23 protein-coding genes are annotated in these 22,146 nt (G+C 69.4%); 13 read left to right on the top strand and 10 right to left on the bottom strand.

What is annotated here, in order from left to right:
• Nucleotides 1-53 precede the first annotated feature (53 nt).
• Entirely contained in the window at nucleotides 54-653 is a 600-nt protein-coding gene (gene recR / locus ACFY6S_RS27050) for a recombination mediator RecR (RefSeq protein WP_388826997.1), read from the top strand.
• Complete coding sequence (locus tag ACFY6S_RS27045; RefSeq protein ID WP_388827000.1) at nucleotides 646-1,323, top strand: DUF5063 domain-containing protein; 678 nt, start codon at nucleotides 646-648, stop codon at nucleotides 1,321-1,323. The genes recR and ACFY6S_RS27045 overlap by 8 nt, the downstream gene beginning before the upstream one ends.
• Nucleotides 1,324-1,368: 45 nt before the next feature.
• On the opposite strand, the gene ACFY6S_RS27040 is transcribed toward ACFY6S_RS27045, so the two are convergent.
• The gene (locus tag ACFY6S_RS27040) at nucleotides 1,369-1,758 is read right to left on the bottom strand and encodes an ATP-binding protein (protein WP_388827003.1); all 390 of its coding nucleotides are present in this window, start codon (nucleotides 1,756-1,758) and stop codon (nucleotides 1,369-1,371) included.
• 128 nt (nucleotides 1,759-1,886) lie between these two features.
• On the opposite strand from ACFY6S_RS27040, the gene ACFY6S_RS27035 reads away from it, so the two are divergent.
• Together ACFY6S_RS27035 and ACFY6S_RS27030 are read left to right on the top strand one after the other, a co-directional pair.
• Nucleotides 1,887-2,705, top strand: coding sequence for a helix-turn-helix domain-containing protein (locus ACFY6S_RS27035; RefSeq protein WP_388827006.1), 819 nt, complete (start codon nucleotides 1,887-1,889; stop codon nucleotides 2,703-2,705).
• Nucleotides 2,702-2,905, top strand: coding sequence for a DUF397 domain-containing protein (locus tag ACFY6S_RS27030; protein WP_388827009.1), 204 nt, complete (start codon nucleotides 2,702-2,704; stop codon nucleotides 2,903-2,905). The genes ACFY6S_RS27035 and ACFY6S_RS27030 overlap by 4 nt, the downstream gene beginning before the upstream one ends.
• Nucleotides 2,906-2,925: 20 nt before the next feature.
• Here the strand turns inward: ACFY6S_RS27030 and ACFY6S_RS27025 are convergent, their stop codons facing one another.
• Complete coding sequence (locus ACFY6S_RS27025; RefSeq protein WP_388827012.1) at nucleotides 2,926-3,297, bottom strand: VOC family protein; 372 nt, start codon at nucleotides 3,295-3,297, stop codon at nucleotides 2,926-2,928.
• Nucleotides 3,298-3,652: 355 nt separating this feature from the next.
• Here ACFY6S_RS27025 and ACFY6S_RS27020 point away from each other — a divergent pair, with 355 nt between their 5' ends.
• Entirely contained in the window at nucleotides 3,653-4,888 is a 1,236-nt protein-coding gene (locus ACFY6S_RS27020; protein ID WP_388827015.1) for a hypothetical protein, read from the top strand.
• Nucleotides 4,889-5,050: 162 nt separating this feature from the next.
• Here the strand turns inward: ACFY6S_RS27020 and ACFY6S_RS27015 are convergent, their stop codons facing one another.
• The 3 genes from ACFY6S_RS27015 to ACFY6S_RS27005 are packed head-to-tail and all read right to left on the bottom strand — an operon-like array spanning nucleotide 5,051 to nucleotide 6,610.
• Nucleotides 5,051-5,497 carry a hypothetical protein gene (locus tag ACFY6S_RS27015; protein ID WP_388827018.1) on the bottom strand — a complete coding sequence of 149 codons (447 nt, stop codon included), beginning with the start codon at nucleotides 5,495-5,497 and terminating at the stop codon, nucleotides 5,051-5,053.
• The gene (locus ACFY6S_RS27010; RefSeq protein ID WP_388827021.1) at nucleotides 5,494-5,964 is read right to left on the bottom strand and encodes a hypothetical protein; all 471 of its coding nucleotides are present in this window, start codon (nucleotides 5,962-5,964) and stop codon (nucleotides 5,494-5,496) included. The genes ACFY6S_RS27015 and ACFY6S_RS27010 overlap by 4 nt, the downstream gene beginning before the upstream one ends.
• A 40-nt stretch (nucleotides 5,965-6,004) precedes the next feature.
• Complete coding sequence (locus ACFY6S_RS27005; protein ID WP_388827024.1) at nucleotides 6,005-6,610, bottom strand: hypothetical protein; 606 nt, start codon at nucleotides 6,608-6,610, stop codon at nucleotides 6,005-6,007.
• A 628-nt stretch (nucleotides 6,611-7,238) separates the two neighbouring features.
• Here ACFY6S_RS27005 and ACFY6S_RS27000 point away from each other — a divergent pair.
• Nucleotides 7,239-7,883 carry a dihydrofolate reductase family protein gene (locus ACFY6S_RS27000; RefSeq protein WP_388827027.1) on the top strand — a complete coding sequence of 215 codons (645 nt, stop codon included), beginning with the start codon at nucleotides 7,239-7,241 and terminating at the stop codon, nucleotides 7,881-7,883.
• Nucleotides 7,884-7,985: 102 nt separating this feature from the next.
• Here the strand turns inward: ACFY6S_RS27000 and ACFY6S_RS26995 are convergent, their stop codons facing one another.
• The gene (locus ACFY6S_RS26995; protein ID WP_388827030.1) at nucleotides 7,986-9,035 is read right to left on the bottom strand and encodes a zinc-binding dehydrogenase; all 1,050 of its coding nucleotides are present in this window, start codon (nucleotides 9,033-9,035) and stop codon (nucleotides 7,986-7,988) included.
• Nucleotides 9,036-9,128: 93 nt separating this feature from the next.
• Between ACFY6S_RS26995 and ACFY6S_RS26990 the strand changes: the two genes are divergently transcribed.
• From ACFY6S_RS26990 to ACFY6S_RS26970, 5 genes are all read left to right on the top strand, one after another.
• Nucleotides 9,129-9,686 carry a TetR/AcrR family transcriptional regulator gene (locus ACFY6S_RS26990; RefSeq protein WP_388827033.1) on the top strand — a complete coding sequence of 186 codons (558 nt, stop codon included), beginning with the start codon at nucleotides 9,129-9,131 and terminating at the stop codon, nucleotides 9,684-9,686.
• A gap of 181 nt (nucleotides 9,687-9,867) precedes the next feature.
• Nucleotides 9,868-11,139 carry an aspartate kinase gene (locus ACFY6S_RS26985; protein WP_388827035.1) on the top strand — a complete coding sequence of 424 codons (1,272 nt, stop codon included), beginning with the start codon at nucleotides 9,868-9,870 and terminating at the stop codon, nucleotides 11,137-11,139.
• 43 nt (nucleotides 11,140-11,182) lie between these two features.
• Entirely contained in the window at nucleotides 11,183-12,328 is a 1,146-nt protein-coding gene (locus ACFY6S_RS26980) for an aspartate-semialdehyde dehydrogenase (protein ID WP_388827038.1), read from the top strand.
• A gap of 435 nt (nucleotides 12,329-12,763) precedes the next feature.
• Nucleotides 12,764-13,339 (top strand): SigE family RNA polymerase sigma factor, encoded by a 576-nt coding sequence (locus ACFY6S_RS26975; protein WP_388827732.1) that lies wholly within the window; start codon nucleotides 12,764-12,766, stop codon nucleotides 13,337-13,339.
• Nucleotides 13,336-14,691: a hypothetical protein gene (locus tag ACFY6S_RS26970; RefSeq protein ID WP_388827041.1), complete on the top strand. Its 1,356-nt coding sequence runs from the start codon at nucleotides 13,336-13,338 to the stop codon at nucleotides 14,689-14,691. Before ACFY6S_RS26975 ends, ACFY6S_RS26970 begins: the two co-directional genes overlap by 4 nt.
• 144 nt (nucleotides 14,692-14,835) lie before the next feature.
• On the opposite strand, the gene ACFY6S_RS26965 is transcribed toward ACFY6S_RS26970, so the two are convergent.
• On the bottom strand, nucleotides 14,836-15,588 hold the full coding sequence (locus ACFY6S_RS26965; RefSeq protein WP_388827044.1) for an SURF1 family protein: 753 nt from the start codon (nucleotides 15,586-15,588) through the stop codon (nucleotides 14,836-14,838).
• Between the two features lie 300 nt (nucleotides 15,589-15,888).
• Between ACFY6S_RS26965 and ACFY6S_RS26960 the strand changes: the two genes are divergently transcribed.
• A complete protein-coding gene (locus tag ACFY6S_RS26960) occupies nucleotides 15,889-17,139 on the top strand; it encodes an N-acetylmuramoyl-L-alanine amidase (protein ID WP_388827047.1) in 1,251 nt (416 codons plus the stop codon).
• 109 nt (nucleotides 17,140-17,248) lie between these two features.
• Here ACFY6S_RS26960 and ACFY6S_RS26955 read toward each other — a convergent pair whose 3' ends face one another.
• The 3 genes from ACFY6S_RS26955 to ACFY6S_RS26945 all read right to left on the bottom strand — a co-directional run bounded on the left by ACFY6S_RS26955 (nucleotide 17,249) and on the right by ACFY6S_RS26945 (nucleotide 20,913).
• Nucleotides 17,249-19,123 (bottom strand): prolyl oligopeptidase family serine peptidase, encoded by a 1,875-nt coding sequence (locus tag ACFY6S_RS26955; RefSeq protein ID WP_388827050.1) that lies wholly within the window; start codon nucleotides 19,121-19,123, stop codon nucleotides 17,249-17,251.
• A 633-nt stretch (nucleotides 19,124-19,756) separates the two neighbouring features.
• Nucleotides 19,757-20,386: a class I SAM-dependent methyltransferase gene (locus tag ACFY6S_RS26950; protein ID WP_388827053.1), complete on the bottom strand. Its 630-nt coding sequence runs from the start codon at nucleotides 20,384-20,386 to the stop codon at nucleotides 19,757-19,759.
• Between the two features lie 74 nt (nucleotides 20,387-20,460).
• Nucleotides 20,461-20,913, bottom strand: a complete 453-nt coding sequence (locus ACFY6S_RS26945) for a glycine-rich domain-containing protein (RefSeq protein WP_388827056.1) — start codon at nucleotides 20,911-20,913, stop codon at nucleotides 20,461-20,463.
• A 319-nt stretch (nucleotides 20,914-21,232) separates the two neighbouring features.
• Between ACFY6S_RS26945 and ACFY6S_RS26940 the strand changes: the two genes are divergently transcribed.
• Complete coding sequence (locus ACFY6S_RS26940) at nucleotides 21,233-22,018, top strand: helix-turn-helix domain-containing protein (RefSeq protein WP_388827059.1); 786 nt, start codon at nucleotides 21,233-21,235, stop codon at nucleotides 22,016-22,018.
• The last annotated feature ends 128 nt before the right edge of the window (nucleotides 22,019-22,146 follow it).

The following is a 22,146-nucleotide window of genomic DNA, read 5'->3' as shown; positions in this document are numbered from 1 at the left end:
GTAGCAGCGGTAACGGGCAGTAGCGGCAGCAGCAGCATCAGGAAGGCAATCCGTTGTACGAAGGCGTGGTCCAGGACCTCATCGACGAACTGGGCAGGCTGCCCGGCGTCGGTCCCAAGAGCGCGCAGCGGATCGCCTTCCACATCCTCCAGGCCGAGCCGACCGACGTCCGCCGCCTCGCGCACTCCCTCCTTGAGGTCAAGGACAAGGTCCGGTTCTGCGCCGTGTGCGGCAATGTCGCGCAGGAGGAGCGCTGCGGGATCTGCCGCGACGCGCGCCGCGACGTGTCGGTGATCTGTGTGGTGGAGGAACCGAAGGACGTCGTCGCCATCGAGCGGACCCGCGAGTTCCGCGGGAAGTACCACGTGCTCGGCGGCGCGATCAGCCCCATCGAGGGCGTCGGCCCGGACGATCTGCGCATCCGTGAGCTGCTCGCCCGTCTCGCCGACGGTACGGTCACCGAGCTGATCCTGGCGACCGACCCCAACCTGGAGGGCGAGGCCACGGCAACCTACCTCGCCCGCATGATCAAGCCGATGGGGCTGCGGGTCACCCGACTCGCCAGCGGCCTGCCCGTCGGTGGCGACCTGGAATATGCCGATGAGGTCACGCTCGGGCGGGCCTTCGAGGGGAGACGACTTCTCGATGTCTGACGCAACGCTGCACGCCGTCAACCAGGATCCGGACGACTTCGCCGTCCAGATCGCCGACCAGATCGAAAGCTTCATCGTCGCCGTCACGGAAGTGGCGAAGGGCGACGAGCCGGACAGCGCGGTCCCGTTCCTGCTGCTGGAGTTCTCCCAGCTCATGCTGGCCGGTGGCCGGCTGGGCGCGCACGAGGACATCCTTCCCGACGAGCGGTACGAGCCCGATCTCGGCCCCGAGCCCGACGTGGACGACCTGCGCGAGCGCTTCGCCGTGATCCTTGAGCCGATCGACGTCTACTCCGAGGTCTTCGACCCGTACGAGCCCCGCAAGGCCCCCGTCCCCTCCCGTATCTCCGACGACATCGCGGGCGTCGTCACGGACCTGCGCCACGGCATGGCCCACTACCGGGCGGGCCGTACGACCGAGGCGCTGTGGTGGTGGCAGTTCTCCTACTTCTCCAGCTGGGGCTCCACCGCCTCCGCCACCCTCCGCGCCCTCCAGTCCCTGGTGGCCCACGTCCGCCTCGACCAGCCGCTCCCGGCGCTCGACGGCCTGGACACGGACCAGGACCTGACGGAGGACGCCGAGGCCATCCTCGCGGAGGAGGCGGGCGCGGTCATGGCCGAGGAGATCGCGGGCCCGCTGGGGCTGCGGACGGTACGGACGGCGCGTTAGCGCCACCGCTCCCGGCCACCCGTGTCCGCGTACGCGGACACGGGTTCATCGCTCACGGTCCACCTCGAACCACACGAACTTCCCGAACGGTCGCTCCCCCGCACCCCACCGCGACGCGAGCGCCTCCACCAACAGCAGCCCCCGCCCGCCCTGGTCGTCATCGGCGGGATGCCGCACGCGCGGACGCCGGCGGTTCGCGTCATGGCATTCGACGCGTACGCGCTCCTCGTCGAACACGATCCGCAACAGGAACGCCCCGCCCACGGGCACACCGTGCCGCAGGGCGTTGGTCGCCAACTCCGAGACGCAGAGGAGGAGGTTGTCCAGGTCACAGCGGTCGAGCCGGGCGTCGCGCAGGACACCCCGGGTGAAGGAACGGGCGGACGGTACGGAAGCGGCGGTGCGGGCGAACCGCATGACGACGGTGGTGGGCATGGCGGAGGTCACCACTCACCCCCAGGGGGGCGGATTCCTGTGTTCATGGTCACAGCGTGGAACGGGGTCGCTACGCTCGGAAGCGACCGAAGTGGTACTTGCGGGATGTAGCAGGGGTGTGAGCTGCCTTGTTCGACAGCGTGAACGCACAGACGCCGGTTGCATGGCGATACGCGGGCGACCAGATCAAACGGTGGCGTATCCGGGCCGGTTTGAGCCGCGAGGAGTTGGCGGCAGTGGCCAACTACTCGCCCGACACGCTCAAATCGATGGAGCAAGGTGTACGGATGCCGACGCCGAGACTGCTGGAGGCGGCGGACGACGCGTGCCGGGCGGAAGGGCTGTTGCTCGCCGGAAAGCAGTACCTGCGTAAGGAGCGGTTTCCGCTTCGGGCGCAGGAATTCCTGGATGCCGAGGCCGAGGCAGTGAGTTTGTGGTGGTACGAAGTGGCCTTGGTGCCAGGGCTCTTGCAGACGAAGGAGTATGCCCAGGCGCTTTTCAATGACTACTGTCCGTCAGTTTCCGACGACGTGGTGGAGGAGCGTCTCCGGGGACGTCTGGAGAGGCAGGCGATCCTTACCCGGACGCCACCGGTGAGCTTCAGCTTTGTTCTCTACGAGGCCGTTCTGCGCTCTCCGGTCGGTGGGTCGGATGTGCAGCGAGACCAGCTGGTTCACCTTGTGGAGTTGGCGCAGCTGCGCAATGTCTCGTTGCAGGTGCTGCCGTTTCAGCGCTTCGTGTCCGCTGCACTTGACGGCCCCATGATGTTGTTGGCGAACGCGGCGCACGAACGCTACGGATATGTCACAGGGCAGTCGCTCAGTGAGTTCATGCCTCTGCAAGAGCAAGTAGGCAAACTGACGGAGCGCTATGGCAGGCTTCGCATGGAGGCGCTCGGCGCCGAGGAGTCCAAAAACTTCATCACGCGAATGGTGGATCAGCTGTGAACAGTACGGGTCAGTGGCTCAAGTCCAGTTACAGCGACAGCGAAGGCGACGCCTGCATCGAGGTGGCGATGCGCCCCGCCACCACCCACGTCCGCGACTCCAAGCTCACCGCCGGTCCCCAACTCGCCGTCCCCGCCCCGGCGTGGTCCGCCTTCATCGCGTACGCGAGGTCGGACGCCGGGGCGACGCGCGCCGAGTAGCCGTATCTCGTGATCGCCCGTCAGCCGTGGGCGGTGTCGATCACGCAGAAGCGGTTGCCCTCGGTGTCGGCGAGTACGACGAAGTCGGGGTCGTCCGGATAGAGATCCCAGTCGACGCGTTCGGCGCCCAGGGAGATCAGCCGTGCGACTTCGGCCTCCTGATCGGCCGCGTCGCCCGCGTAGAGGTCGAGGTGGACTCTCGGGTGTTCCCGCACGGGCGTTGTGCTGAGGCCGAGGGCCAGGGCCGGGCCGGTGCCGTTGGCCGGGACCAGCACCACCCAGTCGTCCTGCACTTCGCCGTCGCGGGGGACGTAATCCAGCGCCCGGCCCCAGAACTCGGCGGCCCGCCGTACGTCGGCGGCCCCCATCACGGTCGTACCGATGCTCAGCATCCGGCGAGGCTCGCGGTTCGTCGCTTCAGGGCGTCGGCCTCCGCGTAGATGGTGTCGTCCGCGAAACCGGTCATGGGGCCACCCGTCTGTTGTGGGGCTGAGCCCCGGGTTCCGGGCTCCGGGCTTCGAGCCCCGGGTTCCGAGCCCTTTCCAAGGAAAGGGTGGTTGAGGGAAACCCTCCCTCCCCTCCGGTTCCGGAGACCTGCCCTGAGCTGACGATATGACAATCCGTGACTGACTTGCCACATAACGCGGTCAACGCTTAGCGTTCGCATCACTTGCCGCATAAAGCGGCCCCGGCGGTGCGCCAACACCAACTCCGGGGCCTGACCAAAGAATCGAAGAGCACTCGATCATGGCTTCCACGAATTTTAGTCCTCTCCCTGCTGTCTCCGCCCACCCCCACGCCAAACCGGGGTACGGAAAACGCTCGGCCCCCGACCAAGCCCCGCGCGGCAGCGCGGACTTCGTACATCTGCGCCCCAGGGAAGCGGCGATCGCCGCGTACATCGACCGGCTGCCCGAGGGCGCCGCGATCGGGTACAAGCCGCTCGCCGCGAACCTCGCCGACTACGGGCAGCAGGCGTGCGGCAAGGCGCTGAGGTTTCTCTCGGACGCCGGTCATCTGCGCCGGGTCAAGGAACATCTGGTGCTGGAGGACAACAGCTACCGGTGGGTCACGCGCACGTACTTCTCCCGTACGGCGCGGGACGACGACTGGTGGAAGGCGTACGTGGGCGGGCTGCGCGGGATCGATCTGACCGAGCTGGAGCGGCGGTCGAGGGCGGAAACGCGACCGGACGCGGACGGGACCGGGACCGGGAACGGGACCGAGAACGGGACCGGGATCGGGATCGAAGACGGGCGCCCGAACCCCCAGCGGACCAGCACAGCCCCCGAGCCGCTCACGGCCCCCGTGGCCTCCACCGCGCCCGCCTGCACCGCGCCCGCCACCCCTGAGCCCGCCACCCCTGAGCCCTCCACCGCCTACCGCGTCCTCGCCCGGCTCGGCCGTACCGAGCCCCGGATGACCCTGTCCGCCGCAGACTGCTCCGCCCTCGAAGCGCTCGCCGCCGAGTGGTTGGCGCGGGGCGCGACGCCGGACCACATCACCCGATCCCTGACCACCGGGCTGCCGCAGCCCATGCACAGCCCCGGCGCGATCGCCCGGGTCCGACTGGAGAACCACATGCCGCCCCTGCCCAGCAGCGCGAGCCAGCCCGCATACATCAGCCGCGCCGTACTGACCTGCATCTCCTGCGACAACGACGAGACGACGACGCTCCTGCTGCGGGGCGTGTGCGTCGACTGCCGGGAGGAGATGGAGGCGTACGACGCGGCGGAGGAGGCGGGGGAGATCATCGACGCCGTCCCCGACACCTTCCGCGCCGTCCCCGCCAAGGCGGAGGTGGCCCGCCGCGCCGACCAGCTGCGCGCCCTGGCCGGCCTGAAGTCCCGCCCGATCCCGGAACCGGTGCACAGCGAAGCCGTACGGGCCCACGCGACGGCGACGACGGCGACGACAGCGACGACAGCGACGACGGCGCCCGTCACGCCCGTACGGCTTCCACGAGGGACGGAGGCCGAATGAGCGCGCAAGAGACGCTGGTCAGGGCACCATGGAGGGAAGGAGGCGACACCATGACCCCCAGTCGGTCACGTTGGAGACGGCGGCACCGGGCCGTCTCCAACGGAGACCACCGCGGACGCCGGGCCGGCGAACCCGCCCTGCGCCGCGACTTGAACGGGGTGGTTACCGCCAAGGGCAGCGTGGCAGTCCCGGAAAGGGATCCTCAGATGTCCACACGAAGTTGGCGGGGACGTTGCCCCACCCCTGTACGGCCGGGAGCTGAACAATCTCGTCGCCCTGTGTGTAGTACCAGACGTTGTTGCCACCAGGGTGCGGGTCTCCCAGCGTCCAGCATACGAACCAGCTGGTCGTGGACTTGAGACGGCCGGTCAGCGGGGCGGAGGAGGTCGCACGACCGTAGAGATCGGCGGGGACGTTCTCGCAGTAGAGATCTTTGGTGAAGGCATTCCCGAGAGTGTCCGTGTGCGGGGTGTTCTCGCGGATGTGGCAGGTTCGCGCCGCCGGCGTCGCCGTCGCCGCGACCGCGCCGGAAGCGGTGGGAACGCACATCGCGGCCGCGAGTGTCAGGACCAGGAGCGCGGCGGGGCCTTGGCGCGGGCGCTTTTTCACCGGTCTCCTCGCACGTTGTCCGGGGTGCAGGCGGGCAGTCCCGGGAACGGGTCCGTCGTGGTGGTGAGCCGGTAGGCGGGGACGTAGCCCCAGCCCTTGCGCAGCGGCCAGTTGAGGATCTTGTCGCCCTGTGTGTAGTACCAGATGCGATTGCCCCCGGTATGAAGCTCGCCCGTCTCCCAGCAGACGAACCAGCTCAGCGTGCTGGTGAGCTTGGCATTGACGGTGGCGTAGTTCTCCGACTTGACGTATACGTCGGCGGTGACGTTCTCGCAGTAAAGGTCTTTGGTGAATGTCTTGTTGACGTGATCGGTGTGCGATACGCCGGTTCTGATCTGACAGATGCCTTGGGCGTCCTGTCCGCCGACGGCCACCGCCGACGGTGCTGTGACCGTCATCGCCGTGACGACGCTGACGAGTAACGAGAGCGCTGTACGGACTGCGACGCTCCATCCGATCGGTTTCATGGTGTCAGCCCTTCTTCCTCATCCGGCTTTCTCATCTGGTTTATGCCCACGAGCACTTCGGCAGCCCGGGAACGGGGTGGGAGTCCGACTTCAGCATGCTGGCGGGCAGATAGCCCCATGCCGCGGTGGACGGCCGGGAGACGACTTCGTCGCCCTGCGTGTAGTACCAGAAATTGTTGCTTTCGGAAGCACCGTCTCCGGTCTTCCAACACACGAACCAGCTTCGGGTGGAGTTAATCCTCCCGACTACCGGGCTGTTCACGAAGGATTGCAGCCTGACGTCGCCGGTGGAGTTGTCGCAGACCACGTCGTGGTCGAACCACATGCCGGTCCAGTCGACGTGCTCGGACCCTTCGCGTGTCTGGCAGGCGGCTGCGGCTCGGGGCGCGCCACGCCCCGTCCAGTCGGTCTTCGCCGGGTCCGGGGCATCTGACTCCGCACGTCGCGGCGTGGTCGATGTGTTCCCCGGTGGCGTATCGCACCGGACTCCGTGGTCCGGTCCGACCTGGCCGACCGGGCAGGAAGCGGACGTACGCGCGGTGGTTTCGGTGCCCGCGCTCGCCGTGGCGGCGGAGGCGGCCGTACCCGCCAGGACCGCGACAGCGGCCGGAATGGTGATCAGGCGTCGATTCCATGACGTCGGCATGGGGCGTCCTTTCGGTCTCCGTCGACCGGTTGGGGTGAATCAGTACCCGCCCGTCCTCGTCCGAACCTTCTCCGTCATTCTCAGGAGATCAGCCCGTGACGCATCGGAGCTGAATCGGTGTGCAAAGGGGAAGCCGCTTCACGATAGGGCCGGAGCAGGCCGACTTCGTGATAGCGCGGGCCACGCTCGGCGCGGTAGAGGCGCGTGAGCTGCCGGGCGATCAAGGAGGGGCTGATGTGGTGAGAGGCCAGTACGTGCCGCGCGAGCCGGTCCAGCTCCGCGCCTCCGTCATGGGTCCCCATCCCTTTGTGATGCGGTGCGAACAGAAGTCCAAAATAGAATCCCTGTACGGCTTGTTGAGTGAAGAGAAACTCAGATCCCGAAAACGGGGGGGCAGGGCGCTGAAGACGAGTACGGAATATAGCGCAGCGCGGAACGCGATGAAAGCCGCTTCGAGCAGGCGCCGCTCGGCCTTTCGGCGGGCAATGAGCCCCACCGTGTTCTTCCGCCTCGTGAAGAACACTTGTCACAGCAGATCGAAGATCGCTGTGCGCCGGCCGGCATTCGAGGCCAGGTCGGGCAGGTTCGGTTGCGCGTGATGTCAGTGCGGTGGTTGATACTCGCTCACATGACCAAGGTCCGTGTGCAGAACTTCCACGTCTCCCTCGACGGCTACAGCGCGGGCGAGACGATCACGATCGACAGACCCATCGGGGGCGCCGAGCGGCTGCTCGCGCGCTTCGACGGGCGGGTCATCCACGGTGTGGACGCCGTGGACGACCCGATCACCATCGATCGCGCGCTCACGAGCCTCTGGGGTCAGGGCATCGGGGCCGAGATCATGGGCCGGGGCAAATTCGGTCCGCAGACCGGCGCGTGGGCCGACGACGACTGGCGCGGCTGGTGGGGCGACGAGCCTCCCTTCCGTACGCCCGTGGTGGTGCTCACCCACCACCGGCGTGACCCCATCCACTTCGACAACGGGACGAGCTTCCACTTCCTCGACGCCACACCCGAGGACGCACTCGCATACGCCCGGGACCTCGCGGACGGCCGGGACGTCCGCATCGGCGGCGGCCCCTCCACCGTCCGGCAGTTCCTGGCGGCCGACCTCATCGACTTCATGCACCTGGTCACCGTGCCCATCACCCTCGGCGCCGGGGTCTCGATGTGGGGCGGGCCGGCCGGAGTCCAGGACCGCTTCACCATCGAGTCGGCGACCTCGGCAAGCGGCCTCACGCACCACTTCTGGAATCGGATCACCGCCGGCTAGGGGGCCTGCGGGACGTCGCGGCGATCCCGCTCCGCCCGGCCTCCGGCTCCGGCCTCCGGCTCCGGCCTCCGGCCTCCGGCGGCACCGGTGGTCGGGTGGGGCTCAGGGGTGGAGGACGATCTTTCCCACGTGCCCCCTGCGGGAGAGTTCCTCCTGCGCCCGAGCGGCCTGCTCCAGAGGGTAGGCCGCCGCGACGACGGGCTGGATCTCCGCCCGGCGGGCCAGGTCCATGAGGAGGTCGAAGTGCGTGGGCGTGTGCATCGCGGACCCGATGACCTGCGCGTTGTGCAGGTAGAGCCGGCGTACGTCAAAGCTCACGCCGTAGCCGCCGAGGGCGCCGGCGATGACCCACCGGCCCCCTTCGCGCAGCAGCGGCAGCCCCTCGCTCACCAGCTCGCCGGCCACGACGTCGAGGGCGACGTCGATGCCCTCCGGGGCGGCGGCGCGGATCTGCTCGGCGATGTCTCCCGCGCGGTCGACGACTTCGTGCGCGCCCGCTGCGCGTACCGCGTCGATCTTGGATCCGCTGCTCACGGCGATGACCCTCGCGCCGCGCGCCCGGGCGATCTGCACCAGCGCGAGGCCGACGCCGCCCGACGCCCCCGAGACCAGGGCCGTTTCGCCCTTCCGCAGCCGGCCCCGCTCGATCATGCCCAGCGCCGTGCCGTAGGCGGTCGGCAACGTCGCGAGCTGGTCGTCCGTGAGCGGTGACTCCGTCACGTCGTGCACACGCTCCACCGGCGCTGTCACGTACTCGGCGTAGCCGCCGTCGCGTTCGCTCCCCATCAGGCCCACCGGGTTGGCGTCCGGCCCCTCGGCGTCGTAGATCGCGGGATCGACGACCACCCGGCGCCCGACCAGGCTCTCCTCCGCTCCGGCTCCGACGGCCACCACCCGGCCCGCCACATCGGCGCCCTGGATGCGCGGGAAGTCGATCGGGCCGCGCCAGCCCGACTTCGCCGTCGGGTCCCCCGGACGGCCGTAGGCGCCCTCCCGGGTCCACAGATCGGTGTTGTTCAGCGCCACCGCACTGACCTGGACCAGCACCTCTCCCACCCGCGGGGCGGGGACGGCGACCTCCGCCGACTCAAGGACCTCCGGACCTCCGTGCCTCGTGATGCGCGCCGCTCGCATGAACGGGGACCCACTCATCGCTGAACCTCCTGACGGGTATACTGATCGGTGAACATCCCCCACCGTACACCGATCAGTGAAGGGCGGTACGTGGTGCAGGAAGCGCGGCCCATGACCCCGGCCGGCCGCCGCGTCGTGGCGGCCGCCGAGGAGTTGTTCTACAACCGCGGGATAACGGCGGTCGGCGTGGATCTGATCGCCGAGCACTCGGGGGTGACCAAGCGGACGCTGTACAACCGGTTCGGTTCGAAGGACCACCTCGTGGCGGCCTACCTCACGGGCCGCGACCAGCGCTGGCGGTCACTTGTCCGTGCCGCCGTCGACGCCGCCGGGACCCCCGTCGAGGCCGTCACCGCGCCCTTCGAGGCGCTGCGGACCTGGAGCGGGACCAACACCCGCGGCTGCGCCTTCATCAACGCGCTGGCCGAACTCCCGGACCCCGCCCATCCCGCCCACCGCATCGCCGCCGACCAGAAGCTGTGGCTGCTGAACCTGTTCGAGGAACTCGCCGCCGCCGCGGGCTGCTCGCGCCCGGCCGCCCTCGCCACCCGGCTCCTCCTGCTGCACGAGGGCGCTCTGGCCACGCAGCCCCTCTCGCTCGACACCCTTCCGGAGAGCGTCGACCTGGCACGGGCCCTGGTCCGGGCCGACGTGCCTGCGTGTTCGTGACGTGGGCCACGTTTCCGCGTGCTCGTGCTCATCGGGGGCATGCATCCCCACCGAGCGGGCGTGTTCGACGGTGCTGCTCACGGAGTGAGCGGGACATCTCATGATGTGATATCACCAGGTCGAACGGCGGTCGCTCGTTAAAATGAGCCGACAGTGACTATGGACTGAGCGAGGAGCGCACGTGGGCCTTGTCGTGCAGAAGTACGGAGGCTCCTCCGTAGCCGATGCCGAGGGCATCAAGCGGGTCGCCAAGCGGATCGTCGATGCCAAGAAGAACGGCCACCAGGTGGTCGTCGTGGTGTCGGCGATGGGTGACACGACGGATGAGCTGATCGATCTCGCCGGGCAGGTGTCCCCGATTCCCGCCGGGCGCGAGTTCGACATGCTGCTGACCGCCGGAGAGCGGATCTCCATGGCCCTGCTGGCGATGGCGATCAAAAACCTGGGGCACAACGCCCAGTCGTTCACCGGCAGCCAGGCGGGCGTCATCACCGACTCGGTCCACAACAAAGCGCGCATCATCGATGTCACGCCGGGCCGGATCCGTACCGCCCTCGACGAGGGCAACATCGCCATCGTCGCCGGGTTCCAGGGGGTGTCCCAGGACAAGAAGGACATCACCACCCTGGGCCGAGGCGGTTCGGACACCACCGCGGTCGCGCTCGCGGCCGCGCTGGACGCCGAGGTCTGTGAGATCTACACCGATGTGGACGGTGTCTTCACCGCCGACCCCCGGGTCGTGACGAAGGCCCGGAAGATCGACTGGATCTCCTCCGGTGACATGCTGGAGCTGGCCAGCTCCGGCTCCAAGGTGCTGCTGCACCGGTGCGTGGAGTACGCACGCCGATACAACATTCCGATCCATGTACGGTCCTCCTTCTCGGGGCTTCCCGGCACATGGGTCAGCAACGAACCGCAAGGGGACCGCAAGGTGGAGCAGGCCATCATCTCCGGTGTCGCCCATGACACCTCCGAGGCGAAGATCACGGTCGTCGGGGTCCCCGACAAGCCCGGCGAGGCCGCGACGATCTTCCGTTCCATCGCGGACAACGAGATCAACATCGACATGATCGTGCAGAACGTGTCCGCCGCGTCGACCGGTCTCACCGACATCTCCTTCACTCTCCCGAAGACCGAGGGCCGCAAGGCGATCGACGCACTGGAGAAGCTGAAGTCGAAGATCAACTTCCACTCGCTCAGGTACGACGACCAGATCGCCAAGATCTCGCTGGTCGGCGCGGGTATGAAGACCAACCCGGGCGTGACCGCCGGCTTCTTCGAGGCGCTGTCGAACGCGGGGGTGAACATCGAGCTGATCTCGACGTCCGAGATCCGTATCTCGGTGGTCACGCGCGCGGACGAGGTCAACGAGGCGGTGTGCGCGGTGCACACCGCGTTCGGCCTGGACAGTGACTCCGACGAGGCCGTGGTGTACGGCGGCACCGGGCGGTAAAGCCCGTAGCCCCTGGCGAGAAGCCCGTAGGCGGGAGTACGCGATGGACGGCATGCCGACGCTCGCGGTCGTAGGCGCGACCGGGGACGTCGGCACCGTCATGCTCCAGATCCTGTCGCAGCACGCGGACGTCTGGGGCGAGATCCGGCTGATCGACCCGCCGCGCGCGGGCGCGGCGGCGGGCCCCGGCCGTTTCGGCCCTCCCGGTCGCGCGGGTCTCGCGGGCGGGGGCGGCGGTGCGGGCGGGGGCCCCGAAGGGCGTGCGCTGCTGGTACGCGGCGAGCCGACCGAGGTCGTCGCGCTCTCCGAGGCCGCTTTCGACGGCGTCGACGTCGCGCTGTTCCTCGTACCGGACGAGACGGCCGCCCGGTGGGCGCCCGTCGCCGCCGCCAGGGGCGCGGTCGTCATCGACCGGTCGGCCGCCTTCCGGCTCGACCCGGACGTGCCGCTGGTGGTGCCCGAGGTGAACCCGCACGCCGTACGCGCCCGGCCGCGCGGCATCGTCGCGAGCCCCGGCTGCGCCACGCTGTCGATGATCGTGGCGGTGGGCGCGCTGCACGCCGAGTTCGGGGTGAGCGAGCTGGTCGTCTCGTCGTACCAGGCCGTGAGCGCGGCGGGCCGGGACGGCGTCGGCGCGCTGCGCGAGCAGCTCTCCCTGGTCGCGGGGACGAAACTGGGCACGCACCCGGGCGATGTGCGCCGGGCCGTGGGCGACAGCACGGGGCCCTTCCCCGCGCCACTGGCGCTCAACGTGGTGCCGTGGACGGGAGCGCCGGCGGCGGACGGCTGGTCAGCGGAGGAGCTGGCGATCCGCGAGGAGACGCGCAAGGTCCTCGACCTGCCGCGGCTGCGGGTGGTGGCGACCTGCGTACAGGTGCCGGTGATCACCGGGCACTCCATGTCCGTGCACGCGCGTTTCGAGCACGAGGTCACCGTCGAGCGGGCGCACGAGATCCTGGCGACCTCGCCGGGCGTCGTGCTGTTCGACAACCCGGGGACGGCCGACTTCCCCACACCGGCCGACGTGGTGGGCACCGATCCGACCTGGGTGGGGCGGGTGCGGCGGTCGCCGGACGACCCCAGGGCGCTGGAACTGTTCGTGTGCGGTGACAACCTCCGCAAGGGTGCCGCTCTGAACGCCGTGCAGATCGCCGAGGCCGTCGCCGTCGAGCTCGCGGCCAGGTCATAATTCCACCCAAAGTCGGTAACTCCCTTCCGTGGAAGGGAAGTCGGCGGAAATCGGAAGCCTTCGAAGCTTGAACCTTTGTAATATCCCTGTGTGCGTCCTGTGAGCAAGGCAGCTGTCCATGCCGCTTGAACTGGGACGTTGTCTTGTTCGACGATGCGTGTGCGCTTTTCTGTGACTGCACTGCAACCGCCGGCCGACCGGGAAGCGTCTCTGCGGTCGCCTCTGTGCGGTGCCGCACAAGTGGGGCATATGGGGAGATCGGTTACGCATGAGGGTATTTAGTGCAGCGTCAAACGGGGTGGCGTGCGCGTACAACCCTGGCGGGGGGAAGCGTGTCCAACTGGCGTGGCAGAGGTTCTCGAAATCACAGCGATCGGCCCCGTGCGCGGCCCGGCGGTACGCCCCGTGCGGCGGCCCCGTACGCCGGGCGGTGGTATGCCGGTGATCGCGCCCATGCCCGCTGCCCGGCCCGCCCGAATACCGTCCCAGCGCGAGGGCGTTGAGGACACGGTGGCGGCGGGGACCACCGTCGATCACCTCACCGAGACCTACCGGGCGCACTACCGCTCACTGCTGGGTCTCGCCGCGCTGCTGCTGGACGACACGGCCTCCTGCGAGGACGTCGTCCAGGAGGCGTTCATCCGGGTGCACTCCGCGCGCAATCGCGTGCGTGAGCCGGAGAAGACGCTCGCCTATCTGCGGCAGACGGTGGTGAACCTCTCCCGCTCCGCGCTGCGCCGCCGGATTCTCGGGCTGAAGCTGCTCTCGAAGCCGATGCCCGACATGGCGAGTGCCGAGGAGGGCGCGTACGACCTGCTGGAGCGGGACGCGCTGATCAAGGCGATGCGGGGATTGCAGCGGCGGCAGCGAGAGGTGCTGTCGCTGCGGTACTTCGCCGACATGACCGAGGCACAGGTGGCCGAGACGCTGGGGATATCCCTGGGCTCGGTGAAGGCGTACGGCTCGCGCGGTATCGCGGCGCTGCGCGTCGCCATGGAGGCCACGGCATGAGCAGCGGGACCGGCGACCACCGCGAGAAGGAACATGACGGTCCGGATACCGGGCCGTTGCGTGACGTGACTGGGAACGGAACTGTGGACAACGGGCCGGAGAACGAGCTGAACGGCCGCGGTGCCACCGGAGCCGACGGCGCCGGCGAGCGCGCGAGCGGCGGCGCCGGAGGCGGCGAGGGTGGCGGCGCCGGACGTGGCGAGGGTGGCGGCGGCGAGGGTGGCGCGGAGGACTCCGTCGTCACCCGGGCCTTTCCGAGCATCGGTGCGGGTGCGGGTGCGGGTGCGGGTGCGGATGACGCGGATGACGCGCACGACGACCTGAACGGCCTGCTGGACGGCGACGAGTTGGCGCTGCGCCGACTGATGCACGGTGCCGTGGGCGAGCTGAAGCCCGCCGAGGGAGCCCTCGACCATCTGCGCAGAGCGGTACCGACCAGGAGGGCCAGGAAGCGCCAGGCCGTCGTGGGCATGGCCGCCGCCGCGCTGCTGTTCGGTACGGCGATCCCCGCCTTCGTCCATGTCGCGAACTCGACCAGCACCGACGGGCCCAGTCCCGTCGCCGCCGGGCACGACGAGGAGGCGCGGGCGGGCGAGGACGCCGACAAGGAGTCCGGCGACAGCAAGAAGGACAAGGACCACCCCTCGGACAGGGTGTCCGAGGCCGAGCGCGACCGCGAGCGGTCGGAGAAGCCCGCCACCGCCTCGGCCGGAGCCACGGAGGGCGGCAAGAACGGCGGCGCGTCCAGCCGGGACGACGCCGCGAGCGACCTCAGGGCGATCGCGAACAGCTGTGCCGCGGGTCAGCTGGCCGTCACCGCCCAGGCGGCGGGGGCCCCGGACGCGTCGGGCAAGGTGTACGGGACGTTCCGTGTCACCAATGTCTCCGGCTCCGTCTGCACGGTCACCGGCGGCGGCACGGTCGGTATCGGTACCGGCGGCGCCGCCGACGCCGCCCGGATCGGCGTCGTGACGCACATGGCGGGCGACGAGGCCGGCGGGCTCCCCGACCCGTCGCTGTCGGTGGCGTCGCTGGCGCTGGGGCCGAACACCTCGTACGAGGTGCGGTTCGCCTGGGTGCCCTCGGACACCTGCCCCACCTCCGGCGCCTCGCCCGACCCCTCGCCCTCGGAGGAGACCTCGGGGGGCGCCTCCGGCGGTGGCGAGGTCGACAACGGTGCGGACGGCGGCGGCGCCGGGTCCGACGCCCAGCTCGGTGGCGACGAGGGTACGCAGGACGGCAGCGTCTACGTCTCGCACACCGCGCCGGGGGGCGCGCCGACCGCGTCGGCGACGATTCCGGGCGCCTGCGCGGGCACCGTCTACCGGACCGGGCTGCTCAGCGCTTCGTAGCGTCCGGCCCGCCGCTCCCGTCCGCCCGCCGCACCCGTCCGGCCCGCCGCACCCGCACGCCCGGCGGGCCGGACGAGAACGGCGGGCCGGATACGGCACGGCCCGCCGCGGTCTTCGCCGGCTGCGTCTTTCGGACCGGCGGTCCTACGCCGCCGTCTCCAGGCCGAGCGCCCGGTCCTTGAGCGTCTCCGCCTCGCGCCTGACCAGCCGGAACCACATGAAGCCCACGAACCCGGCGAAGACGAACCACTCACCGGTGTAGCCGAGGTTCTGGAACGCCTTGAGGTCCAGCCCGCTGTTCTGCGGCGCCGCTGCCGGCACGGCCCGCAGCCCGTCGGGCGCGTCCGTCACAGTGACCCAGGCGTTGTACACGTCGTACGGCACGACGTTGAGCAGCGACGCCGCGCTGATCATGGCGAGCTGCCCCTGCGGCAGACCGCCCCCAGCCGTCACCCCGCTGGACCCGGTGGACTCGGACGCCTGGAGCGATCCGGTGACGGTCACCTCGCCCTCGGGGGGCGCGGGCGCCGTCCCGCCCGTGGCGAGCCAGCCCCGTACGACGGGCAGCGCCTTGCCGTCGTCGGTACGCAGCATGGTCAGGACGTACGAGCCGCTCGCGCCGTCCAGCTTCCGGTCGGGCACCAGGAACTGGTCCTCGTACCGTCCGCTCGCCGTGACATGGCGCCCCGACGTCTCCTGGTCGACGGGGAGCAGCGTCGTGAGCGGGGCGGCCGGCCGGTCCCCGGGATCGGGCCGTGTCTTGGCCGCCTCGTGGCTCGCGACACGGGCCTCGAAACGTCCGAGCTGCCATGTCCCCATGAAGATGCAGAAGGGGATCGCCAGCAGGACGAAGAGGTTGATCCCCAACCAGCGCGGAGTCACCAGGAACCGGTACACCCCTCCACGGTACGGAACGCCGCCCCGTCGACCGGCCCCGGGGCCACCCTTATGCCCCGGGACCTCCCGCACCGGCCTCGGTCGAACCGCCGGTACAGCCGGTTGACGCTGAGAACGATCATGGCCGGGGAGAGGATTCTCGACCGCGCGCCGATGGAACTGATGACCGGTGAGCGGAGTCCCCGATCGTAGGATGATCCGAAGCCTTGAGCCGGGCAAGTCTGGCACGACACCGGTCGGTTACCACGTCGTGCCCTCGCGTGCCGCGGCTTCAGGCATGGTTACGACATAGGGAAGTTCATGCGATTCCGTAAGACGATCCCCACGATTGCTCTCGGCGTGGCGTCACTGACGGTGCCCCTCGCCGCCGCGGGTACCAGCACGGCGGCGACGGCGATCGAGACGTCGGCAGCGAATTCCTCCCAGGTCGAAGAGGCCACTCTCACCGACAGCGACGGCAAGCCCTCCGGCGCCCTGTCGGTGAAGGCCGCGTCGCGGGCCAGGACGGTGTTCTCCACCGGCGAGATCACCGGGGAGCACTTCTCGTCGCTCGGCCTCAGCTGGAAGAAGGAGTCCGCCGTCGACAGCGGGCTGACCGCCGAGACGCGTATCCACCGCGACGGTGCCTGGGGATCGTGGCGGGAGGTACCCCTGGAGCTGGACGAGGGTGTGTCCGAGGAGGCGAAGCGGGCCGGCGCGCCCGCCTTCTACACGGACGACGCGGACGGGGCGGAGGTCCGCTTCACGTCTCCGCAGGGCAGACTGCCGCAGGACCTGCGGCTCGCGTTCATCGACCCGGTCCAGAGCCAGGCCGCCTCCTCCTCGGCCCGGCAGTCGCGGGCCGCGCAGGCCGGTCAGGCCGCGCAGGTCGGGCAGTCCGCGCAGGCCGGTCAGCCGGACGTGAAGCTGCGGAAGGACTGGGGCGCGGACGAGGGGCTGGCCGATCCCGGGTACAAGACCCAGCCCTCCATCAAGGCGGCCTTCGTCCATCACACCGTGACGGGCAACAACTCCTATACCCAGGAGCAGGTGCCGGCCATCATCAACGGCATCTACGTCCAGCACATCGTGCTTCTCGGCTACGGCGACTTCCCCTACCACTTCATCGTCGACCGCTTCGGCGGCATCTGGGAGGGCCGCAAGGGCTCCATCGAGATGCGGCCGGGCACCGCGATCCCCGCCATCCTCGGCGGCCACGCGTCCGGCTTCAACACCAACACCTTCGGTGTCGCGATGCTCGGCAACTTCGAGCCGAACAACAGCGAGGGCGGCGAGGACACCGGCCCCGACCCGAAGCCCAGCGACGCCATGGTCAAGAGCCTGGTCGACCTGCTCGCCTGGAAGGGCGGCCAGTACCAGCTGAACCCGGAAGGCGCCACGCAGCTCGTCTCGGCCGGCGGAGGCGGCACCAACCCGCACCCGACGGGCACGGTGCTCGACGTACCGGTCATCGCCAGCCACCGGGACGTGAACGAGACGGCCTGCCCGGGCGGCAAGCTCTACGACATGCTGCCCGAGCTGCGCGAGCAGGTCGCCGACCGGCTCGGCTGAGCGGGCCGACCGGCCCGGCCGAGCAGGGGCCGACCGGCCCGGCCGAGCAGGCGAGAAGGTGAAGCGCCGGTGGCGCCCGTGTCCCTCCGGACACGGGCGCCCGCCCCGTTCACCGGTCCAGACCGAGGTGCTTCCTCGCGAAGTCCAGCTCCAGCCGGACCTGCTTGATGCGCTCCTCCACCACCAGCGAGCCGTGTCCCGCGTCGTACCGGTAGACCTCATGGACCGCGTCCCTCGCCGCGAGCCGGTCCACGTAGTTCTCCACCTGGCGGATCGGGCAGCGGGGGTCGTTCACCCCCGCCGAGATGTAGACCGGCGCCTTCACCGCGTCGACGTACGTCAGCGGGGACGACGCGGCGAAGCGCTCGGGCACCTCCTCGGGCGTGCCGCCCAGCAGCGTGCGGTCCATCGCCTTCAGCGCTTCCATCTCGTCGTGGTACGCCGTCACATAGTCGGCGACCGGGACGGCGGCGAGCCCCACCGCCCAGCTGTCCGGCTGCGTACCGAGGCCGAGGAGGGTGAGGTAGCCGCCCCACGAGCCGCCCGCCAGGACGAGCTTCGACGGATCGGCCAGCCCGGAGTCGACCGCCCAGTCGCGTACCGCCGCGATGTCCTCCAGCTCGATCAGCCCGACCCGGTGCTTGAGCGCGTCCGTCCACTCCCGGCCGTAGCCCGTCGAACCCCGGTAGTTGACCCGGACGACCGCGAAACCGTGGTCGACCCAGGCGGCGGGGCCCGCGGCGAACGCGTCGCTGTCGTGCCAGGTCGGGCCGCCGTGGATCTCGAAGACCGTGGGGAACGGGCCCTCGCCCGCCGGCCGCTGCACCAGCGCGTGCACCCGCCCGCCGGGGCCCTCGGCCCAGGCGTCCTCCACCGGCACCGAGGCGGGCGCCCGCATACCCGGCGGGTCGAGCACCACCCCGCCCGCCGTGGACCGCACCTCCGGCGGCCTGGCCGCCGACGACCACAGATACTCGACGCTGCCGTCCGGCCGGGCGGTCGCCCCGGACACCGTCCCCGGCGGGGTCTCCACCTGGATCAGCGCGCTCTTGGCGAAGTCGTAGCGCCACAGCTCGGCACGGGCCTCGTAACTGTGCGAGACGAGCAGTCCCGATCCGTCCGGATACCACTCGGCGTTGACATCGCCGGGCAGCTCGATCGCGAGATCGGTCTCCTCGCCGGTCAGCGGATTCCAGACGGAGGGCTCCCAGCGGCCCCGGCGCTGATGGCCGATGAGCAGCCTGCCGTCCCCGTCCACCGGAGCGAAGCCGAGCACCTCCAGGCCCAGCTCGCGGGTGCCGCCCTCGGTGTCGTCCAGCTCGCCCACCACCGAGCCGTCCAGCCGCACCACCCGCAGGGCCGAGTGCATCGCGTCGCCGTGCTCCGTGTGCTCGATCGCGAGGAGGGTGCCGTCATGGGAGAGATCCCCGACCCCGGCCGACTCCCGGTGCCGGTAGATCTCGACCGGCGGCTGTCCGGGCCGGACGACATGCACCGTCGAGCCGTCCTCGTCGGTGGACCGCCCGACGACCGCCGTGCCGTCCCGGCCCAGGGCGAGTCCGGCCGGATAGGAGGGATCGAGCCCCGGCGTCGCTGGCTCGTCCCGGTCGGGGCCGGTGTCCTTCGTGGTCTCGCCCCGCGCCCCGGCCTGCGCTCCGGCCTGCGGCCCGGCCTGCGCTCCGGCCCGCGCCCCGGTCAGGAAGGGCTGGCGCATCCAGACGCCGAACTCGTCCCCGTCCTTGTCCGAGAACCACCAGATCCACTCACCGTCCGGAGTGAGCGCGCCGTCCGTCGTCCCGTTCGGCCGGTCGGTCACCTGGCGCTGCTCGCCGGTCGCGCGGTCCCACGCGTACAGCTCGTACGTCCCTGTCGCGTTGGACACGAACAGGCTGCGGTCGGGGGCGTCCTCCGCCCAGTCGGGCAGCGAGACGCGAGGTGCTCGGAAGCGCTTCTCCCAGTCAGGCATGGCTGCATCAGTCGTCATGCCCCTATTCAACCTGATGACGCGACCTGCCAAGAACGGGTTTCGGAAACGCTAACCCCCGTGTTCTTTCCCGTATTTTGATCGCTAGGTCGCAAGCATAGAACGGGCTGGAATCCAAGTAATGCCCGAGAATATTCATGTAGTCGGCTGCGGCCGACAGTCGGTCACCCGTACAGAAGACGAGAACTCCCTTTCCGTCAGCGCTCAGAAGCACGACCTCCAATACTGGGCGGATACGCCCGGCCGAAATCGCATCGTTATCGGGTGGGCACTGGACACGAACACCTCCGGAACGACGAAACCTTTCGCCCGTCCGCAGCTCGCCCGTGGATAACCGAGCGCATGGATGAATGGGACGTGCTGGCGTTCCCGCGAATCGACCGGATATCCCGGAAGGTCCGCTGCTTATCCGAACTCGTCGCGCGCCCGCCGGGCATGACGGGACAGCCCTTAGCCGTGGCCCGCGCCCGGCACGCCAAGGGCGAGAGCGTCACAGCCATCGCCACGGGCCCGGGAGTCCACCGGGCCACCTTGACCGGCACCTGGGAGAGAGCGCCTGAGACAGGCGCACAGCCGTTCTGACAAGCCCCTGGCGTACGCGTCGGGGGCATCGTCATATCCGTCCGGACAGGGTCAGGGAGCTACCGCACGAACGAGCATCGTGCCTACGGTTTTGCCTTCCGGCGGGACGATGACGGATGCGGAAACACCGGTGAATCCGTGGCCGGTGAGGAGACGCTCCCATTCGCTTGGGCTGTGGTCGTATCGCATACCCGCCCTGCCCGGTCGCGGACTCTGACTTCCAGCAGGCAGGTGCGAGAACGCCAGGATGCCGCCCGCTGCCATGCGCGCCCGGATCAACGGAAGCAGAATCTCCGGATCAACGAACCAGACGGCACCGAAGATCGAGAGCACGACATCGAATGTCTGGTCCGTCCCGCTCAGGAACGCCGTCGCCTCCGCCGTGCGGAATTCAAGTCCCGGCAAATCGCTCCAGCGCTCCCGTGCCACAACCTCACGGGCGGGGGCAATGTCCACCCCGAGACCGGACGCGCCGAGGGTCGCCAGGTGTGCCAAGTTGCTTCCGCTTCCCGAGCCGAGTTCCAACACTCGGCGTCCGGCGACGGTACCTAGAAGACCCTCGTCCGGCCCGTGATCGGCGTACTGAGTCCAGTTCAGCCAGGTCGTGTCTCCGTTGGCGTTCCTGTCCCTACGGGGCGTGCTCCCGACTGCGTACCTGTCCCAGGACTCAGCCGATGACATGCAGTGTTCCTCTCCGGGAGCGGGGCTCGCCCCCAACGTACGGGGATGAGCCCCAACTCATGTGCTGTTCGGCTCTACTTGGGCGAGTCGTGGCATCCGGCGTGGCACTGGTTGCAGTCGGCCGCGCTGTCCATGCCCCACAGGTCGGGGTCGATCTCGAACCCGGCCGCCGTGATGGCGTTGATCGTCCGCTCCAGGACCAGAGGACCGCCGTCCTGCGAGTCTCGCCCGTCCCCCAGCTCGGGAACGTGGTGGATGTACCGGCCGAAGTGCCGGTCCGTGAAGTGGTGGTACGGGATCGAGTCCAGCATGAACGAGTGCCACGCCTCGTCCACCTGCTTCGACGGACCCATGAGCAGGTCCGGGTTCTCGCCGCACGTGACCAGGTAGGCGACGGCCTGCCCGAACTTGGCCTCTGCCAGTTCCCGGGTGTTGTCCGGGTTCCGGAGAAGGAGCGTCACCTCCCGCTCCCACACGTCCGGCGTGACGTACGCCTTCGGGTCGCGGATCACTACTGCCGTACTCATGCTGGCCGGCCTCCACGCAATCGGGGGTTGGATGTGCTCCGGTCCTGCCGTCCGCCTCGGCACTGGAGCATGAGCACGGGGGCATTGAGCCAGTAGCGAGGGGTTCCCCGCCCTCCCCTCATAGAGGGTCTGCGGCTCGGTCTGCGTACCGTCTGCTCTCACCTTGCAGGTGCTGATGCGGATGGACATGACGACCATGCTCCGGATCGGCCATGCCCATTGCGGCGACGTTCCCGGCGTCGCTCGGGCGTCATGTCGGCGTCGCGCCGAAGGCGTCAAACCGGTGTCATCGAAAGCGCGGCGTGGCTAGCCTCAGATCATGACGACCACGGCCGAGCGTGAGCGAATCCCTAACGACGTGCTGACCTCGGTACGCAAGTCGATGAACCTCAGCCAAGACGAGTTTGCCCAGGGACTACGCGGAGCGGGTGAGGAGCTGGGCGAACCCAACGACGCCTCCAAGCGACTCGTGCAACGCTGGGAGTCCGGGGAGACCAGGACATGCCGTCCGCTGTACGCGCGGGCGCTGAAGCGGTTCACGGGCCGCGCCCCTGAGTCGCTGGGGTTCGCCATTCCCATGACCCGCGTCCACTCGGACGGCGCAGGAGGCCACGACATGGAAGCAGGGGAACTCGGTACCACCGGTGCCGTCGCAAGCCCGGAGGAAGAAGCTGAGGAAGAAGCTGAGGGCGAGTACGCGGGTATCTGGCTGTCGCGGTATGAGTTCTACTCGTCCAGCCGTGACGAGACGTTCGACTGCAAGCACCATGTCGTGATCGTCCAGCACGGTAACCGGCTGACAGCTCAGAGCTTGCCCGGCGCCTCGACCAACCCGGACAGCCCCCTGTCTCTGGATCTCACCGTGGACCGGAACGTCATCACGGGCACCTGGACCGAACAGACTGCGGCCGATGGCTACTACCAGGGAGCCCGCTATCACGGGGCCATTCAGATGCTGATCGAGCCGACAGGCCGCCGCATGGCGGGCAAGTGGGTGGGGTTCGGCAAGGACTTCGACGTGAACACCGGGCCGTGGGAGCTGCGCCTACTCGACCGGTCGAGCGCTCGCGCAAGCATCGAGCGGTACTCAACCACTCCGGGCTGAGGCCGGGACAGAGCCCTCGGGCGGTCCCGCTCCCGGGCGGCCCGTACGAGGTGTGAGCCGAGCGCCCACCGGGCATCTCAGAAGAAGAAAGGTGCCCTGTCCCGGAGCGCTTTCGCCGCCTCGTGCCC

The organism is Streptomyces sp. NPDC012835 (genome assembly GCF_042900885.1).
Classification (GTDB): domain Bacteria; phylum Actinomycetota; class Actinomycetes; order Streptomycetales; family Streptomycetaceae; genus Streptomyces.
This window is presented reverse-complemented; position numbering and strand designations above follow the sequence as displayed.

What these genes read in the sequence shown, in the direction of transcription:
- ACFY6S_RS27020 (WP_388827015.1), top strand. Translation starts at nt 3,653, where the DNA reads ATGGCTTCCACGAATTTTAGTCCTCTCCCTGCTGTCTCCGCCCACCCC.
- ACFY6S_RS26975 (WP_388827732.1), top strand. Translation starts at nt 12,764, where the DNA reads ATGCCGGTGATCGCGCCCATGCCCGCTGCCCGGCCCGCCCGAATACCG.
- ACFY6S_RS26995 (WP_388827030.1), bottom strand. Translation starts at nt 9,035, where the DNA reads ATGAGTGGGTCCCCGTTCATGCGAGCGGCGCGCATCACGAGGCACGGA.
- ACFY6S_RS27045 (WP_388827000.1), top strand. Translation starts at nt 646, where the DNA reads ATGTCTGACGCAACGCTGCACGCCGTCAACCAGGATCCGGACGACTTC.
- ACFY6S_RS26955 (WP_388827050.1), bottom strand. Translation starts at nt 19,123, where the DNA reads ATGACGACTGATGCAGCCATGCCTGACTGGGAGAAGCGCTTCCGAGCA.
- ACFY6S_RS26940 (WP_388827059.1), top strand. Translation starts at nt 21,233, where the DNA reads ATGACGACCACGGCCGAGCGTGAGCGAATCCCTAACGACGTGCTGACC.
- ACFY6S_RS27010 (WP_388827021.1), bottom strand. Translation starts at nt 5,964, where the DNA reads ATGAAACCGATCGGATGGAGCGTCGCAGTCCGTACAGCGCTCTCGTTA.
- ACFY6S_RS26950 (WP_388827053.1), bottom strand. Translation starts at nt 20,386, where the DNA reads ATGTCATCGGCTGAGTCCTGGGACAGGTACGCAGTCGGGAGCACGCCC.
- ACFY6S_RS26970 (WP_388827041.1), top strand. Translation starts at nt 13,336, where the DNA reads ATGAGCAGCGGGACCGGCGACCACCGCGAGAAGGAACATGACGGTCCG.
- ACFY6S_RS27025 (WP_388827012.1), bottom strand. Translation starts at nt 3,297, where the DNA reads ATGCTGAGCATCGGTACGACCGTGATGGGGGCCGCCGACGTACGGCGG.
- ACFY6S_RS26990 (WP_388827033.1), top strand. Translation starts at nt 9,129, where the DNA reads ATGACCCCGGCCGGCCGCCGCGTCGTGGCGGCCGCCGAGGAGTTGTTC.
- ACFY6S_RS27000 (WP_388827027.1), top strand. Translation starts at nt 7,239, where the DNA reads ATGACCAAGGTCCGTGTGCAGAACTTCCACGTCTCCCTCGACGGCTAC.
- ACFY6S_RS27040 (WP_388827003.1), bottom strand. Translation starts at nt 1,758, where the DNA reads ATGCCCACCACCGTCGTCATGCGGTTCGCCCGCACCGCCGCTTCCGTA.
- ACFY6S_RS26945 (WP_388827056.1), bottom strand. Translation starts at nt 20,913, where the DNA reads ATGAGTACGGCAGTAGTGATCCGCGACCCGAAGGCGTACGTCACGCCG.
- ACFY6S_RS27005 (WP_388827024.1), bottom strand. Translation starts at nt 6,610, where the DNA reads ATGCCGACGTCATGGAATCGACGCCTGATCACCATTCCGGCCGCTGTC.
- ACFY6S_RS26960 (WP_388827047.1), top strand. Translation starts at nt 15,889, where the DNA reads ATGCGATTCCGTAAGACGATCCCCACGATTGCTCTCGGCGTGGCGTCA.
- ACFY6S_RS26980 (WP_388827038.1), top strand. Translation starts at nt 11,183, where the DNA reads ATGGACGGCATGCCGACGCTCGCGGTCGTAGGCGCGACCGGGGACGTC.